This window comes from Rudanella paleaurantiibacter (assembly GCF_009184635.1).
GTDB classification, from domain to species: domain Bacteria; phylum Bacteroidota; class Bacteroidia; order Cytophagales; family Spirosomataceae; genus Rudanella; species Rudanella paleaurantiibacter.
Genome location: NZ_WELI01000001.1, coordinates 421113 through 438400, shown reverse-complemented (window position 1 = coordinate 438400; position 17288 = coordinate 421113). Strand labels below are relative to the sequence as shown.

The following is a 17288-nucleotide window of genomic DNA, read 5'->3' as shown; positions in this document are numbered from 1 at the left end:
ATGCCAACCTTCTACCCCGGCCCCTCGAAAGTATATCCCCAGGTTGCCGAATATGCCGCTGAGGCCGTCCGGTCGGGCATTGTGAGCCTGAACCACCGGAGTGCGGGCTTTATGGACATTGTGCGGCAGGCCGTTGAGCTACTGCACCAAAAGCTGGCCATCCCGGCCGATTACCACATTGCCTTTGTCTCATCGGCCACGGAGTGCTGGGAGATTGTGGCCCAGTCGCTCACGGGGAGCACGAGCCTGCACCCGCACAGTGGGGCATTCGGGCAGAAATGGATGGAGTACGCCCACCGGATTCGTCCGATGGTCCGGCCCGATCTGGCCGATACGCTCTGTCTGGTGCAAAACGAAACGTCGAATGGCACCCAACTGAACCGGGAAACATTGGCTCAGTTTCGGCGCGACTTCACGGGCCTGATAGCCGTCGATGCCGTATCGAGCATGGCTGGTATTACGCTCGACTGGACACTTGCCGATGTCTGGTTTGCGTCGGTGCAGAAGTGCTTCGGCCTACCTGCCGGGCTGGCCGTGCTGGTGTACTCGCCCGATGCCCTGACCCGCGCTCAGGCCCTCGCCGAAAACGACCATTACAACAGCCTGCTGTTTATACACGACAATTTTAGCCGGTTTCAGACCCCGTACACACCCAACGGTCTGGGCATTTACTGCCTTATGCGGGTGCTCGAACAGCTGCCCCCCATTGCCGAGGTCGACGCGCGAACCCGGAGCCGGGCCGCCGAGTGGTACCGTTTTTTGGAGCAGGAGGTACCCCAACTACCTTTTACCCTGCTCATCGACGAACCCGCCCGGCGTTCGGATACGGTGATTGCTGTGGAGGGCACGTCCGAGGCAATCAAGGCGGTAAAAGCGGCTGCGAACGCGGCCGGTATTACGTTGGGGAATGGCTACGGTGCCTGGAAAGACACCACGTTTCGGATTGCTAACTTCCCGGCCATCAGCGACGGAGAGATCGACGAACTAAAGGCATTTTTACGGCAATATCGTTCCTGATGCTTTATTTGCAGCTTTCCTAAACCCTTCACGTACATGGAATTAGTGGCTACAATCATGACGGCTCTTGTTGCTCTTGAGCACCTGTTTATTCTCTACCTGGAGATGTTTGCCTGGGAAACGCTCGGCAAAAAGACGTTTAAAGGCGCTTTGCCCGACGAGCTGTTCAAACCGACCAGGGTGATGGCCGCTAATCAGGGGCTATACAACGGGTTTCTGGCCGCGGGCCTGATCTGGAGCTTTACCATTACCGACGCCCGGTGGTCCGAAAATGTAGCGGTCTTTTTTCTCAGCTGTGTGGCCATTGCAGGCATCTATGGAGCCTTTACGGCGAGCCGCAAAATCTTCTTCACGCAGGCGGTTCCGGCTTTACTTGCCTTGTTGTTCACTTTTCTGGCCCGGATGGGTGAGTGAGCCAAACCCAGGGTCGGCACTGGTTTAGGGGCTTCCTGTCCGGCTTATTTGCCCGTACCACCTGTTTGCCGTAATCTTGCGCCCTCATCGGGGCACACGCCCGCTCACCACCATGTTCAGTTTCAAAGAAATTATCTCGGTCACACTCATTCTGTTCTCGGTCATCGACATTATCGGCTCGTTGCCCATTATCATCGACCTACGCCGGAAATTCGGGGCTATCGAGTCCGAAAAGGCCACATTTGTGTCGGGCGCGCTGATGGTAAGTTTTCTGTTTGTGGGCGAAAAAATCCTGAAACTGTTCGGCGTCGATGTGTCGTCGTTTGCGGTGGCCGGAGCCCTCATTATTTTTCTGCTGGGCCTCGAAATGATTCTGGGCCGGACCATTTTCAAATCCGAAGTAGAGGCCGACGGGGCCGCGCACATCGTACCCATTGCCTTTCCACTCATTGCCGGTGCCGGCACCATGACAACCCTCATCTCGCTGCGCACCGAGTACCAAACGGCCAACATCATTGTGGGTATTGTCATCAATCTGGTGCTGGTGTACGTGGTGCTTAAATCGTCGGAATGGCTCGAAACCCGGCTCGGGCCGGGCGGGTTGGCCGTTTTGCGGAAAGTGTTCGGCATTATTCTGCTGGCTATTGCCATCAAACTTTTCAAAACGAATCTGTTGCCCCAGTTTTAGCGCGGCTCGCCCAGATACCCGGCTTTCCCCTAACTTTGCGCGATGCAATCACCTGATTCTTTACGTGCGGTGGCCGAGTTCCACCATACTTTTCACGCCCCTGTACTCGATACGCCCCAAATTCCGGCCGAAGGGCGGTGCCGCCTGCGCGTGTCGCTGTTGGCCGAAGAGCTCGATGAATTTCGGGAGGCCATTGCCGCAGGCGATATTGTGGCCGTAGCCGATGCCCTCTGCGATTTGCAGTATGTACTTTCTGGTGCCGTGCTGGAATTTGGGCTGGGCCATCAGTTCAAGGCCCTGTTTGATGAGGTGCAGCGCTCCAACATGAGTAAGGCCTGCCTCACTACCGACGAAGCCGAAGCCACCGTGGCCTTCTACCAGGCCAAAGGCGTTGCCTGTCACTATGTTGAGTCTGACGGGCGGTATCTGGTCTTCCGGGATGAAGACAAAAAAACGCTCAAAAGCATCAATTACTCACCGGCCAACCTCGCCGGGATTCTCCAGCCTTAGTTAATGCGGCAGTTCCGGCTTTGCCTTTCCGTCAAAGCTGGGACTGCCCGCTTGACATTGTGCCAGCGATTCGATAGGTTAGGGTGCTGTTTTTCAGCCATTTGTACCTAAAACCTCTTAATCTTTTCGCTATGACACAACAAGCTGTGCTGGAGCCCGAACTGGCCCCTCTCTTTACGGAAAAAGCCCCATTTCAGTTGCCCGAAGAGTTTCGGGAGGGTTTTGCCAAATACGTACCATACATAGCCGTCATCTTTTTACCCCTATCTATGCTGGCTATTATTTTTGGGGGCGGGGTGGCTATTCTGAGTGGTTTCTTTCTGAATCTGCGAGCCAGTTTATCACTTTTACTCGTGGTAGCATCGCTGATTATAGGGGTGCTGGCCATTCCGGGCCTGTTCAAACGCACCCGCGAAAGCTGGACCAAGATGTACGTTGCCGAGTTGCTCTACATCGCGTCGGCCATTATTTCGTTTGACATTATCGGTGTTATACTGTCGTTTTTACTGGGTCTGTACCTTTTGTTTCAGGTACGGGGCAAGTACATGGTTTAAACCATTTGCCCACTTCCGACGTATATACCTTGTACTCGCCCCGGCAGCTCTGCTTCTGAGTAGCCGGGGCGAATTTCGTTTTGCTCAACGTCTCTATCCCTTTATGAAAACTCTCTTCCTTCGGCTTCGCCCGAGCCTCACTCTGCTGTTTGTTAGTCTGTTTTTTCTGAGTCTTGCGGCCTGTAGCCGGAAAGAAGACGATCCCATCGACCCCGAGAACCCAGGGGCCGCCGTGGTGGGTAACTATACCATCGACTACTACAATGCCAACGGGACCGAATACGACAAAGCGAAAGTTGGCGCTATCGGAACAATCTCGGTGGTGAGCAGTGGTCGCGAATTTGTAGACGTTAGTCAGGTGCTAAGCCTCCAGAACACAACGATCTTCAGCCCGTTTCCCACGTCCATGCGCATCGTGAAAAACGGCAACAAATCAGTACTGCTGCAAACGTACGACAGCAAGCCCATTGGCTCTATTACCGACGGCGCTCTCGACATTACCACCGTCGATCGGCTCTACACCACAACGATCCGGGCCCGGCGGCAGTAATACGTCCTTCCGGTCTGATGGCGTTCATCCCCTAAAAAAAGGGGTTTGTCACACGCCGGACATCGTTTGTCCGATTCTATGCCGCTGCCACCGTTTAGACCGTATATTTGGTCTGTACTCTTAACTACCTGGCAAACGGACTTTAGCCTGTGATCCCAAAATCTATTCTCGAAACGCGCAATATTGTCAAACAGTACGCCCAACACCGGGCACTCGACGATGTTAGTCTGACCGTACCCAGCGGTAGCATTTTTGGTTTGCTGGGACCGAACGGGGCGGGTAAAACCTCTCTTATCCGCATCATTAACCAGATTACCGCCCCCGACGCGGGCGAGGTGTTTCTGGGGGGCGAGCCCCTCCGCCCCGACCACATCCGGCGCATTGGCTACCTGCCCGAAGAGCGCGGGCTCTACAAAAAAATGAAGGTAGGCGAGCAACTGCTGTATCTGGCCCAACTCAAGGGCCTGACCGAGCGGCAGGCTATGGAGAAGCTCAAAATCTGGTTCACCAAGTTTGATATCAAAACCTGGTGGGAGAAAAATGTAGAAGACCTCTCAAAGGGAATGCAGCAGAAAATTCAGTTTGTGGCTACGGTTCTGCACGAGCCCGACCTGATTATTCTGGACGAACCCTTCTCGGGCTTCGACCCAATCAACGCCAATCTGATAAAAGATGAGATTCTGGAGCTGAAAAAGAACGGGGCTACCATTATTTTCTCGACCCACCGCATGGAATCGGTCGAGGAGTTGTGCGACCACATTGCCCTCATTAACCGCTCGCGCAAGGTACTCGATGGCCCCAAGCGCACGATCAAGGAGCAGTTCAAAACGCACACCTACCACGTTGAATACCAGGGCAGCCTAACGGATCTACCTTCGGCGTTTCAGGTAGTTGGCAGCAAGCCTACCGACGATAACTTCACCCGTGCCGACATCCGGATTCCGCCCGATGCGTCGGTCAATGACCTTATTCGGACCCTGCTTGAGCGGGTAGCCGTCCGCAGCTTCGGCGAGAACATCCCCAGCATGAACGACATCTTTATCAAAGCCGTAAACGAAAAATAATGCATAATGATGACTGCGTAATGCGCAACAATTTGCGCCAACCCCAGTACACCCTACGCATTCATCATTGTGCATTATCATCACTCCCATGAGAACCATATTCCTAGTCCTTCAACGCGAGTATCTGGTCCGCGTCAAGAAAAAGTCATTTATCGTGATGACGCTCCTGACGCCCATACTGATGTCGGCCATCTGGCTGCTGCCGGTGTATTTGGCCATGCGCAACACCGACCTCAAAAAAGTACAGGTCATTGACGACAGCAAGCGGTTTGCCTCGGTCTTTAAATCGACCAACGAACTGAAGTTTGAAGCGGGTAACCTGCCGCTCGAAAAAGCAAAGAAAGAGTTTACCAAAAGCGGCTACGACGTACTGGTGTACATTCCGGCCGATATTATGGAGAACCCTAAATCGTTGAAGCTGTATGCTGAGAAAAACGTGAGTTTGGGGGTTCAGAACGGCATTGAAGACGCCGTTGAACAGGAAATTGAAAACCAAAAGCTGTTGCAGGCCGGTATTGACCGCAAGGTACTGGAAAGCACGAAGGTGAAAGTTACGGCCGATACGTACAACCTGAGCGACGAAGGCGAAAAAGACAGTAGCTCAGGCGCGGCTACGGCCCTTGGCTACCTATTTGCCTTTGCTATTTACTTCACCATTTTTCTGTACGGCGCGCAGGTAATGCGGGGGGTACTGGAAGAAAAAACCAACCGGATTGTTGAGGTTATCATCTCATCGGTGAAGCCGTTTCAGCTCATGGCGGGTAAGATTATCGGGGTTGCGCTGGTAGGGCTTACCCAGTTTCTGCTCTGGATTCTGCTCACGTTCGGGCTGTCGTCGGCCCTATCGGCTGCTTTTGGCCCCGACACCGTGGCCAAAATGGGCAACAGTAGCATGTACAACCAACCGGGGCAGGCGGCCAACGGCACAACCGTGACCGACGCGAACGCACCGGCCGTACCCACGGCAAGCCCCGCAACAGCCAACGTGTTCAGTAAGGCCAAAGCCGCCGTTAGCACGCTCGACTGGACCATGCTACTCGTTTGCTTCGGGATTTACTTTGTGGGAGGCTACCTGCTCTACAGCGCCCTGTTTGCGGCCGTTGGAGCCGCCGTCGACAACGAGACCGACGTGCAACAGTTTATGTTCCCGATCACGATTCCGCTCATTCTGGCCTTTATCATGGCCCAATTTGTGATTCGGGAGCCCGACGGTCCCATTGCCTTCTGGTTTTCGATGATTCCGTTCACCTCCCCCGTCATTATGATGGTACGGGTACCGTTTGGCGTTCCACTTTGGGAAATTGCCTTGTCGGTTGCGCTGCTGATTGGGGGCTTTATCGGGGTTGCGTGGGTAGCCGCCCGCATTTACCGGGTGGGTATTCTAATGTATGGCAAGAAACCTACGTTTGCCGAACTATCGAAGTGGATTTTCTACAAAGCCTGATCGGCTAATACCTCTCTACAGAGAACCTCCTGAGCAAATCGGGAGGTTCTTTTTTTTCGTATGTGACTAGCCCCCGAAGCTCACAGGAACCGTTTTGATATTATGTACGAATCCATATGTTTGCGCTTTAGTCTCTATATTATGTACAGTATTCGTACTTACCTTCTTCTCATTTTACCCTTTTTATTAACATTCACACCCGCATGGGCACAAAATGTACCTTTTCGCCAACTTGAGCAGAAAATATATACTCTTAACAATCAATTAAAGTATACCGAGTCACAGGCCTTACTACTGCCTGTTCTGGAGAGCGATTTGTACAGTGCCGATGAGAAGTATCAGGCTGCGCTCTGGCTTTCGTACACGTACAAACGGGTGTCCGATTACCAGTCGACCCTACGGTTTTTGACAACAGCCCGGCGCTTTGCCGATCAAACAACAAACAGGGATAAGTATCTGGCCACTATCGAAAGTCAGGAAGCGTTTGTTTACTTCGATATTCACGAGTACGCCAAAGCCGATAGTCTCATGAAGCGGCTGGAGGCTACCTACTTCCGGCATATTGACCAGGAGAATAAAGCTAAACTGGTGATGCAGCAGGGATACCTCTTGTTTCTGAACAAGCAATACACCGAAGCCGAAGCGGCTTATGACCGAGCCCTTGGCTGGCTGCGCACGTCGTCGCCCTGCGACCTGCCGATGATTCTGGTCAAGAAAATGCAGCTTTACGCAGCCATCAACCGGATGGATAAGCTTCGGGCCGCTCTACGTCAATCATCGGCGCAGGCTGATTCGTGCGGTATCATCAAATACCACCTCTACGCCTACGAAGAACTCCTGAATATATACCGGCAACGAAACGATGTAACGGGTATCACCAATACAACCCAAACCCTCGACTCGCTTCGGAATCTATACGCTCAGGAGGAAAAGCTTTCGGCTCTGCACAACCAGAAAGAGACCATTCTGCTGCGCGACAAAGACGATCAGTTAAATACCGAACGTTCCAACCGCCAACTCGTGACGGCGTTGGCCATCGGGCTTTTGCTAGCCAGTATTGGGTTGCTTTTCTGGCTGGTCACCTACCGACGCAAACAGGCTCGCATTGAGACCGAACTAACGCAGATGAAGGCAGAGCTGGAACACTACATTATAGCGAGTAAAACCGCCCAGCCCGAAGCGGTCATGACCGAACAATCGTACCTCAACGCCCTGTCGGAACGGCAGCGCGAGGTGCTCAACTACATGGCAGAGGGATTATCGAACCGCGAGATTGCTGACAAACTCTTTATTTCGGAAAATACGGTCAAATACCACATCAAAAACATTTACCAATTACTTGATATTAAAGACCGAAAAGAGTTTTTAGTGAATATCAAGAAGTAACCAAATCACTTCAAGTAGAATTATACAGACTACCCGATGGGGTAGTCTGTAAACTTTGCGGAAATACTACCCATTGGGATAGCAGAGATGAAGTACTTATCCAATAGGTTTGGTCTGTATGTCGGCCAACGTAACTGAACCCCTTACTGACCGGCAAAACCAATTGAGGATTACCTAACCTACCATACTAAACTGAGTATGTTTTAAAAGCAAAACCGGTCGGAAATCCGACCGGTTTTCTGTTATGGAGCATGATGTGCTAATTCCTTACACCTCCTCATCTACCGGCACTTCACGACCGGGATGATACTCTCCTTCCCACTTCGCGACTACGGCAGTAGCCACGGCATTGCCCGCTACGCTCGTAGCCGAGCGGCCCATGTCGAGGAAAGGATCGATACCGAGAATAAGGGCCAACCCTTCGGGCGGCAGGTCGAACATAGCCATGGTACCGGCAATCACCACGAGCGAGGCCCGTGGAACCCCCGCAATACCTTTCGACGTCACCATCAGGGTCAGCAGCATGAGCACCTGCTGTTCGAGCGTGAGGGGCACGCCATAGGCTTGCGCCAGAAAACCCGTAGCAAAGGTCATGTACATCATGGAGCCATCGAGGTTAAACGAATATCCCAACGGCAATACAAAGCCAATAATCCGCGACGAGATACCGAAGTTCTCAAGCGCTTTAATCTGCTGCGGTAATGAGGCCTCCGAACTCGCCGTACTGAACGACAGCAGCAGGGCGTCTTTGACCTGCGCCATCAGCTTAAAGAACGGGATGCCTACCACCGTACAAATGGCAAACAGCACCACGAAAATAAAGAACAGCAACCCACCGAAGAAGCAGATCAGCAGGTACGCGTATGAGACCAGAATGCCCAGCCCTTTGGCCGCTACTACGGCGGTCATAGCACCCAGCACCGCAAACGGCGCCATCTGCATCACGTAGCCTACCATCTTAAATACCACCTCGCTCAGAGCGTCGAGCGCTTTGAGTAGCCCTTTGCCTTTCTCACCAATGGCACCCAGCGCAACCCCAAAAAACAGGGCGAAGACCACAATCTGGAGAATTTCGTTCTCGGCCAGGGCCCGGAACGCACTGTCGGGGAAAATATGCAGGATAAAGTCTTCAAGGCTGTTTAGCTTCTTGCCTTCAATGCCGGTAGCCGTACCGGCCGACGGGCGCGGCCAGCTTTGGATTTCGCCGGGGCGCGTCACGTTAACAACCACCAAACCGATGATTAGCGACAAAATAGTGGCGAAATAAAAGTAGCCGAGGGTCTTGATACCGATGCGACCTACGGCCTTAAAGTCGCCCAGTTTGGCAATACCTACCACCAGCGTTGAGAACACCAGCGGCCCTACAATCATCTTAATAAGCTTCAGAAAAATGCGGCTAAGCAACTGGAATTTGTCGGAAACAGATTTGGCCGTTTCGGGATCGGTGGTACTGTGTAGTATCTGACCAATCACGACACCCAGCACAAAGCCAATGACGATTTTGGTCGTAATGTTTAGTTTCATTCGGTTTGTCTGTCGAAAGGGGTATCTGCAAAAATAGCAGAATTTCTGAGGGTTTGTAGCACCGGCCTATGGCGGGTGAGCCGAAGGGTAAGCAGGGGTTATTCGGAAAAATTAGCCTTTGACTGGTAAGCCAAAGGCCAGTGCTACTTAAATACCCGCCGGTAAATAGGCTTGCGGTAGGCAAACTGAAGCCACATCAGTGGGTAAAACAGGTAATCGGTCAGGCGCGAGGGCGTGCGGAAGTTAATGTCGTCGATAATCAGGGTACCGCCCGTTTTGGGGTCGCGCACGAGCCGGTGCCGGTGTTGCCAGTAGCGCAGAAAAAAAGGGAGCCGCGTGCCCTGATCGACAAAGAAAATTTCGTCAGGCTGCGCTGTCATCCCCTGGTTCGGGACAGTTTGCTGGTCGATAATGTCGCTGATCCAGTCCTGTTTGAACAGGATAAAATTGAGCCGCAGATGCACCACATCGCCTTTCAGACAGCCATCAAAACGCACGACCTCGACGGGCGGAAACGGGGGGGCTAACCGGTTAAACAATTGACGGTCGAAACCGGCCCAAACCTGGGTGACGGATTGGCGTACAGGGGTCGTAAGAACTAATTTCATGAGTCGACAAGCTACCTCCGTTTAACCGGCTAAAAATTGGATTGTTTTCCACATGAGGTAGCTCCAAAAAAAGCGATGACATCTCGTTCGGAGAGATGTCATCGCTTTTCTTGAAGTGCAGCAGAATTAAACGAAAGTATTTAAAACAGACGCTTTTGTCATCCCGACCGCAGGAGGGATCTTTCTAACTCATTGACTGTAAGATTCCTCCTGCGGTCGGGATGACAAAACACCCGCGCTAAACAAATCTGTTAGATTCTTTAGCTTAAAGCTCCTAAAATCTACAACTGCTCCAGAATCCGCTCCATCGAAACGGCATAGCCAATTTTGGCTTTCAGTTCGCTAATGGGGACGCGCTCCTGCTCCATGGTGTTGCGGTGACGGATGGTCACGGTATCGTCTTCAAGCGTCTGGTAATCAACGGCAATACAGAACGGCGTTCCGATCAAATCCTGACGGGTGTAGCGCTTACCGATGGCGTCGCGCTCTTCCATAATCACCCGAAACTCCGACCGCAGAGCTTTTACAATCTGCTCCGCTTTTTCGGGCAGTCCATCCTTCCGCACGAGCGGGAACACGGCCGCTTTCACGGGTGCGAGCGCCGGATGCAGTTTCAGGTATGTCCGCTCTTTCTGTTGCTCTCCTTCTCCGACAGTCTCTTTTGTGAAGGCATTGCAGAACACCGCCAGGAACAGGCGGTCAGCCCCAACAGAGGTTTCGACCACGTACGGGATGTAGTTACCGTAGGGTTTGCCCGTGGCGGGGTCGATGTCGTTATCAAAATACTGTTGTTTCTTCTTACTCAGGTCCTGATGGGCCTTCAGGTCGAAGTCAGTCCGGGAGTGGATACCCTCAATTTCGCGGAAACCAAATGGGAATTGGTACTCAATATCCACGGCCGCGTTGGCGTAGTGCGCCAGCTTTTCGTGATCGTGGTATTTGAGTTTTTCGGCCGGTAAGCCCACCGCCTTGTGGAACGCCAACCGGGTTTGTTTCCAGCTATTGTACCACTCCATTTCGGTGCCAGGGCGCACAAAGTACTGCATCTCCATCTGCTCAAACTCCCGCATCCGGAACGTGAACTGACGGGCTACAATCTCATTGCGGAATGCCTTACCTATCTGCGCAATACCAAACGGAACCTTCATCCGGCCGGTTTTCTGCACGTTCAGGAAGTTCACAAAAATACCCTGCGCGGTTTCGGGGCGGAGGTAGATGGTGCTGGCATCTTCGGCCACCGAGCCCACCTGCGTCGAAAACATCAGGTTAAACTGACGCACTTCGGTCCAGTTGTCGGTACCCGAAATAGGGCACTTGATCCCCTCGGCAATAATCAGGTTGCGCACCCCATCGAGGTCGTTTTCGCCCAGCAACCGACCCATTTCGTTGAGCAGTGCCTGCGCCCGGGCTTCATCGCCCGCGTTGGCATACGCTTCGGCCTTGCCTTCGAGCAGCTGATCGGCGCGGTAGCGTTTCTTGGAATCGCGGTTGTCGATCATCGGGTCGTTGAACGAGTCAACGTGGCCCGAGGCTTTCCACGTGAGTGGGTGCATAAAAATGGCCGCGTCGATACCTACTACTTCGTCGTGGAGTTGGGTCATTGCCTTCCACCAGACGGTCTTGAGGTTGTTTTTCAGTTCGACCCCGTTCTGCCCGTAGTCGTACACCGCCTGAAGGCCGTCGTAGATTTCGGAAGAGGGGAAAACGAATCCGTATTCTTTCGCATGTGCGATAATATCCTGAAGGGAGGTCGCCGGAGCGCCGGTCGCCGAAGCAGTCGTTGCATTCATAGTGGCCGCAAAAATAAGTGATTGTCGATAAGCAGCTATTTTACAAGCCGGTTAATTTCAGTTTGTCCCTATCCGACGCCCCAAAACAGCCTCCTTCCGCTTAAACGGTCATAGCAAGCTGCTCCACTCGTTTCGATAAACCCTGACAGTGGTCAAAGACCCCACAACGGAACGGAGATTGGTGTCAGTGGTTTATGTCTCCACACAACCGTCGTGTCACCGAACACACACTACCCATTGACTATACCCCGATTATAGCCTAAGTTGCACGTAAGTAACCGAACCGTAACTAAGCTATGTTCAAACGCCTTATTGCCCGCATACGCGATCATTTTGGTTTCTCACAGCGCGAAGCCAACGGCTTTATAGTCGTGCTGCTCATTGGTTTGCTGGCCTTGCTGACGCCGTTTCTGTACCGATGGCTCATACCCGAACCTCAGCGCGACACCTCAGCCGCTGACGCCCGCAAGCTCGACAGTCTGGTTTCGATAATGCGCACCCAGGAATTGGCCGACGAAGCCGAACGCCGTAGCCGGTACGGAAACCGCTACGGTAAGCCCGACCGCGAACGAACCACCGCCGAGCAGTTTCATGAGCCCAAACTCTTCCGCTTCGACCCCAACACGGTGAGTATTGCGGGCTGGCAACAACTGGGGCTACCCAAATACATGGCCGAGCGCATCGACAAGTACCGGCGCAAAGGCGGGCAGTTCCGCCGAAAAGAAGACCTCCTTAAAATTTACGATTTCCCGCCCGACCTCTACGAGCAGCTTGAACCCTACGTGCAGTTGCCCGAACGCAGTGCGCCGACCGGGCCAAACACCCTGCCCAACAACCCCAACCGGCCCACCGAGGCCGTAGCCGCCAACGAACCGGCCCGGCCGCGCTTTGAGAAGCCCGCTCCCCCGCAGGTGTTCGACATCAACACGGCCGATACCAACGACCTCAAGAAACTGAAAGGAATCGGGTCAGGGCGGGCCCGTCAGATTCTGAAGTTTCGGGATGCGCTCGGTGGCTTTGCTTCCCCGGAGCAGTTTGCCGAGATTTTCAACATCGACTCGGTGGCCCTGAGCGAGTTGCAGAAGTACGCCCGGGTACAGTCGGCAGTTCGGCGGATTCGGATCAACAGCGCGTCGGCCGAAGACCTGGACCGACTCCCCTACCTGTCGCGTCGGCAATCCGAAATTATCATTGCGTACCGGCAGCAGCACGGAGCCTTCACCTCGCTCGAATCGCTACGGCCCATTCGGATTCTCGACGCCCGGCTCCTCGAAAAGCTGGGGCCGTATCTGGAGTTTTAGGGAGAAAGCAGAAGGAGCTGGGAGAAAGGGGTGCTCGTGCCTTCCGTTTCTCCGCAAGCGCAATACCGGTGCTATTGGCGAAGTCAGGGTGTACTCAGAACGTTAGGGTTACGGGGTAAATCAGACCTCCGCAGGCTGTTGCGACTGCTCGACCAACCCCAAATTAACCCCAGATTAACCCCTTGGGGTTATTGTTTTGAACACGCCCGCCGAGCACCTTTGTAGCCAGCATCGTTCAGGATGCAACCTGCCATGAAACGAACCCCACCCCGTCGGGCTTTTGTCCGCATAACCCTCTATCTGCTCTATCTGAGCGGGTTACTCAGCTACTGCCGCCCTCCCCAGATAGAGCAGCCAACGACCCTCCCCTTGCCGCCCGAAGGTTGTAAGATTGTGCGTACCATTTACAAGAATCGTGTCGCTTCTATAGCTAATAGCAAGGAAGTTGACTCCGAGCGGCTCACGCTCGATGATGGCCGACAGGTGAGAGTTTCTTTGGCGACTACGACTACCTACAGCTATGACCAACAGGGCCGAATCACTGAGGAGAACAATCAGAACCCCGACGGCTCTTATTATATCATCAACTTTGCCTATAGTGATCGCCAGCTTATTCAATCAATAAAGAGCTATAACAAACCAGATAATCTATCTTTTACCGATACAGACACTATATCTATCAATCAGGTTGGTTTGTGGACTATTTATAATTCCGATGGAAAATCACTTTACGTCTACAATGCAGAAGGTCAGATGGTGAGCAGCAGCCCGGATCGGCCTGCCATTCTAAATCGATACCTCAACGGGAACCTCACCGAGCAAACACGCTTTGCCACCTGGGTGCAGCAAAACGGCCAATGGATACCTACCGACTACCAATTAATTCGGCATGAACATGACCTTGCCCGGCCCAACCTGCCCGAACCTCGCCAGTTCTTAGGGGCAACCTCCCGCAACCTGCCTACAAAAGAAGTGTGGGAAATGTGGCTATCGAGTGCCTTTGACGACGGGCCGGTCTACCAGCGTACCTTCCGATACAGCTTCGACAAGCGGGGGTTGGTCAAACGGCGTATCGCCAACGGTAAGGCGTTGAACCCGCAGTGGTTAATGGAAGAGGACCCTTATGGTGTGGGGGTTATTGATTACGAATACGCCTGCCCATAGGCATTACAAAATCATGCGCATTTTTTATTTCTCTTCCCCTGAAGGCCAGGGTTGGGAATGTATTGTCATTACCGTTAACACAACCATCTTTCCATGAAAAAGCATCTCCTGTACTTTACAGTTTTTTTATTGGCTTTTGTAGTAAGGCCAGGCAAAGCCCAGCGATTAACCATTAGCCAACCTCTTGATGGAGCGGTCTATCAGCAAAATGCGCAGGGCTCAGGGCGCATCATCATACGCGGAGATTTCAATTCCAGGTCGTTTTTGTTAGGTACCGTTTATATTCTGATCGGAGAGCTTCAAAAACTGGATTTGGTAAACGGACAACCCACTGCAGATACCCCTATTCGGTTCCCTTTGCGACAACGTCGAACAACCTTTGCTCAGGAAGTAAACGTTCCTAAAGGCTGGTATCGGCTCACAATTACAGCCCAAAGAGTGTCGGGGCTTCCGTTTGGCCCGGGAACCTTTACCAGTTCCTTAAAAGTAGGGATAGGCGAAGTATTTATTATAGCCGGGCAATCAAACGCCGAAGGCGGGCACCGTGAGTTTGGAGACACAGGGTCTTTTGTGCTACCCCCAAACACCGACCAATGGCGTATGGATGCTGTGCGTGTGATCAATGAAGCAGACCCACCACAAGACTGGCGGGATTATCCGAACGATTACAAACGAGTTAAACAACTTACCTCTACCAAACAGGCAACCCAGATTGGGCCACGTGGGCGAAGCTTATGGTATTGGGCCTCAGTGGGTGGTCAACTGGCACAGGATTGCGGGGTTCCGGTCGCTTTCTTCAATGCGGCCTTTGGGGGCACAACCATTACCCAATGGGCTACTTCTACCAATCCTGATGCTCTTGCATCGGGTCAATATACTCCTACTAATATTCAATCACCAACTGCCGACCGTTTCATTGCAGGGTCTCCTTATGGTTTTTTCGGTAATATGCTACGCCTGTACACCAGTACCTACGGTGTTCGGGCAGTCCTATGGATGCAGGGCGAATCGGACACAAAAGCTCTTGTCCAAAAAGAAGACCCCTTGTATAAAGATGGATGGGCTGACAGACCTCTATTTAACAGACTTCGGAATCAAGTACTTCCTCCGACCAACGCAGCCAATGAACCGAACGAAAAGTTGTGGGTCAGAAATAGTGCCGAATATGCAGCTAAACTGAGAGCTGTCATTCAAAAATCCCGTACGGAGGTTCCGGGTAAAGAAGTCCCCTGGGTTATCTCCCAGACTTCTTACATAGGTGCTAACCCTTCACGCCGTGACTTAGACAACGGTGGAGTATCATCCCAGATAGTGCGTGATGGGCAACTGATTTCTGCTATTGGCCTACCCGGATTGTATCAAATGACAAATACAGATGATCTGCTTTCAACTTATCGGATTCTGTTCGGTGCGGATTGGCCAGTACATTTTAATTCAGCCGGTACACAAATTATAGCAGACCGCTGGTCATCTGCCTTAAAAGACATCTGCCGAAACAACCGATTACTCCCTGTCACCCTACAAGATTTGGGCACCGAACCTCGCGAACTTGAAATCAGCGAGAATGGCGCCGAATTAACAGCACCTTCAGGCTTTGCTGATTATAGGTGGGTATCAGGCCGATACTCCTTCGATCTGAATACGCCTATTGCCCAAACACAATCGATTGCCACTCCAAGTGAGGTAGCCAGGTATGGTTCAGGAACCAGCAAGACGGAAGTTTTTGCCAAAAGTGCTGTACAGACTTCTGGAACTTATCAAGTCGTCCTCCAGAATAGCAATGGCCTGCCTATACTCACTCAGGCAGTAGATTTTCCTTATGTCATCGTTGACGATACAGGCTACACTCCGCCCCCTACTACCACCACCAACCAATGCAAAGCAGGTAACGAAAACAGCGGGGGCAACCGCACCCCCAACGGAGCCATTGTGGGCGGATTCGGCAACAGCAGCGAGTTTATGGAGTACACCTTTACCAACATTCCTTCGGCAGGCAATTATACCTTCACCATACGCTATGCCTCCGGCGATGCCCAGGCTGGCATCAACCTGCGCGTAAACGGCGGGGCCGTACAGCCCATGCGCCCCGCCGGAACGGCCTCCTGGACGCCCGGCCCCGAAGCGAGCCAAACCCTGGCTCTCAATGCGGGCACCAATACCATCCGTATTGAGGGTAGTGGGCAGGGGAACTTTACCTTCGACCGCCTGTGTATCAACGCTGGCGGAGCCGGCACCGGCACAACTACACCCCCACCCCCTCCGCCTACCTCGTTTGCCATCACGGGTGTTCAGCTCAATTGCAGCAACGGCGTGGTTACTATGAGCCTGAGCGGGGCTAATGCCAACCCCGTTGAGTACAGGGCCATCGGGTTGCAGGACTGGAGCACCAACCCCCTGACCATTCCGAGCTGGCAACGCAACGGAACCACCTTCACCTTGTGGGCACGGCAGGCGGGCAACCCCGAAGTAAGTACAAACTTTACCAGTACCTGTAGTAATGGCCGGTTGGCGTTGGCCCACGACGAACCCGAAACTACGCAGGGTCTGCTCATTAGCCCTAATCCAACAACGGGCCGTGTGGTGGTACGCTTTACGCTGACCGACAAACAGGCGGGCACCCTGTCGGTAGTAAACCTGTCGGGTCAGACGCTACAGGCCCAACCCGTATCAGGAACAGGCCGGATGCAGGAGGAGTCCGTAGACCTGAGCCGTCAGCCTGCCGGGGTGTATGTGGTCCGATTACAGGCGGGCAACCGCGTCAGCAGCAGCAAAGTAGTCCTCCAACGCTAACTGCCGTTGCGAGGGCCATATCTGGAATTTTAGGCAGCAGGGAGAAAGGGGAGAAGGGAAGGCAGGTGCCTTCCCTTCTCCCCTTTCTCCCTGCGCCCCTATTTCGGGCAACCCATACTTGTTTATTTGATGGATGATTAGTATATAACGCAACCATTCCAGACACAATACACACCCCATGCCCAACAAAACCACGCCCCCCCCCTCGATACGAGTACCGCTGACCAAATCAGGTCAAAAATCACACTTCGCGAACACCGGGTGCTACGGTTAGCCGCCCAGGAAATGACCAACAAAGAGATTGCCCAGGCTCTTGGCATCAAAGAGGAAACAGCCAAGTGTCACCGCAAAAATGTACTCAGAAAGTTAGGGTTACGGGGTAAATCAGACCTCCGCAGGCTGTTGCGGCTGCTCGACTAACCCCAGATTAACCCCAAGGGGTTATTGTTTTGAACACGCCCGTCGAGCACCTTTGTAGCGCGCA

At 53.0% G+C, this 17288-nt stretch carries 16 protein-coding genes and 1 pseudogene; 14 read left to right on the top strand and 3 right to left on the bottom strand.

The features are described 5' to 3' along the window. The 9 genes from F5984_RS01900 (at window position 1) to F5984_RS01860 (ending at window position 7627) form a co-directional block, all read left to right on the top strand. On the top strand, window positions 1–1017 hold the full coding sequence (locus tag F5984_RS01900) for an aminotransferase class V-fold PLP-dependent enzyme (protein ID WP_152122270.1): 1017 nt from the start codon (window positions 1–3) through the stop codon (window positions 1015–1017). Window positions 1018–1053: 36 nt separating this feature from the next. Beyond that, entirely contained in the window at window positions 1054–1431 is a 378-nt protein-coding gene (locus F5984_RS01895) for a DUF1304 domain-containing protein (protein ID WP_152122268.1), read from the top strand. A 112-nt stretch (window positions 1432–1543) separates the two neighbouring features. Then, the gene (locus F5984_RS01890; RefSeq protein WP_152123128.1) at window positions 1544–2119 is read left to right on the top strand and encodes a MarC family protein; all 576 of its coding nucleotides are present in this window, start codon (window positions 1544–1546) and stop codon (window positions 2117–2119) included. Between the two features lie 42 nt (window positions 2120–2161). Then, window positions 2162–2629 (top strand): pyrophosphohydrolase domain-containing protein, encoded by a 468-nt coding sequence (locus F5984_RS01885; protein WP_152122266.1) that lies wholly within the window; start codon window positions 2162–2164, stop codon window positions 2627–2629. A gap of 131 nt (window positions 2630–2760) precedes the next feature. Continuing rightward, on the top strand, window positions 2761–3183 hold the full coding sequence (locus F5984_RS01880) for a chromate transporter (RefSeq protein WP_152122265.1): 423 nt from the start codon (window positions 2761–2763) through the stop codon (window positions 3181–3183). A gap of 103 nt (window positions 3184–3286) precedes the next feature. Continuing rightward, the gene (locus F5984_RS01875) at window positions 3287–3733 is read left to right on the top strand and encodes a hypothetical protein (RefSeq protein ID WP_152122263.1); all 447 of its coding nucleotides are present in this window, start codon (window positions 3287–3289) and stop codon (window positions 3731–3733) included. A gap of 152 nt (window positions 3734–3885) precedes the next feature. Continuing rightward, entirely contained in the window at window positions 3886–4797 is a 912-nt protein-coding gene (locus F5984_RS01870) for an ABC transporter ATP-binding protein (protein ID WP_152123127.1), read from the top strand. Window positions 4798–4885: 88 nt separating this feature from the next. Beyond that, entirely contained in the window at window positions 4886–6241 is a 1356-nt protein-coding gene (locus F5984_RS01865; protein WP_152122261.1) for an ABC transporter permease, read from the top strand. A 315-nt stretch (window positions 6242–6556) separates the two neighbouring features. Next, window positions 6557–7627, top strand: coding sequence for a helix-turn-helix transcriptional regulator (locus tag F5984_RS01860; protein WP_246168770.1), 1071 nt, complete (start codon window positions 6557–6559; stop codon window positions 7625–7627). Window positions 7628–7894: 267 nt separating this feature from the next. On the opposite strand, the gene F5984_RS01855 is transcribed toward F5984_RS01860, so the two are convergent. The 3 genes from F5984_RS01855 to F5984_RS01845 form a co-directional block, all read right to left on the bottom strand. Beyond that, window positions 7895–9151: a dicarboxylate/amino acid:cation symporter gene (locus F5984_RS01855; protein ID WP_152122259.1), complete on the bottom strand. Its 1257-nt coding sequence runs from the start codon at window positions 9149–9151 to the stop codon at window positions 7895–7897. A gap of 143 nt (window positions 9152–9294) precedes the next feature. Beyond that, complete coding sequence (locus F5984_RS01850; protein WP_152122257.1) at window positions 9295–9759, bottom strand: SRPBCC family protein; 465 nt, start codon at window positions 9757–9759, stop codon at window positions 9295–9297. Between the two features lie 281 nt (window positions 9760–10040). Further along, on the bottom strand, window positions 10041–11549 hold the full coding sequence (locus F5984_RS01845) for a glycine--tRNA ligase (RefSeq protein ID WP_152122255.1): 1509 nt from the start codon (window positions 11547–11549) through the stop codon (window positions 10041–10043). Between the two features lie 296 nt (window positions 11550–11845). Here F5984_RS01845 and F5984_RS01840 point away from each other — a divergent pair, with 296 nt between their 5' ends. From F5984_RS01840 to F5984_RS01825, 5 genes and pseudogenes are all read left to right on the top strand, one after another. Beyond that, entirely contained in the window at window positions 11846–12850 is a 1005-nt protein-coding gene (locus F5984_RS01840) for a helix-hairpin-helix domain-containing protein (protein WP_152122253.1), read from the top strand. Between the two features lie 252 nt (window positions 12851–13102). Continuing rightward, on the top strand, window positions 13103–14014 hold the full coding sequence (locus F5984_RS01835) for a hypothetical protein (protein ID WP_152122251.1): 912 nt from the start codon (window positions 13103–13105) through the stop codon (window positions 14012–14014). Window positions 14015–14107: 93 nt separating this feature from the next. After that, a pseudogene (locus tag F5984_RS26995) lies at window positions 14108–15064 on the top strand (sialate O-acetylesterase); the annotation flags it as partial. A 477-nt stretch (window positions 15065–15541) separates the two neighbouring features. Next, window positions 15542–16804 carry a T9SS type A sorting domain-containing protein gene (locus F5984_RS26715; RefSeq protein ID WP_246168769.1) on the top strand — a complete coding sequence of 421 codons (1263 nt, stop codon included), beginning with the start codon at window positions 15542–15544 and terminating at the stop codon, window positions 16802–16804. Window positions 16805–16948: 144 nt separating this feature from the next. Then, a complete protein-coding gene (locus tag F5984_RS01825; RefSeq protein WP_317163080.1) occupies window positions 16949–17224 on the top strand; it encodes a helix-turn-helix domain-containing protein in 276 nt (91 codons plus the stop codon). Window positions 17225–17288 lie beyond the last annotated feature (64 nt).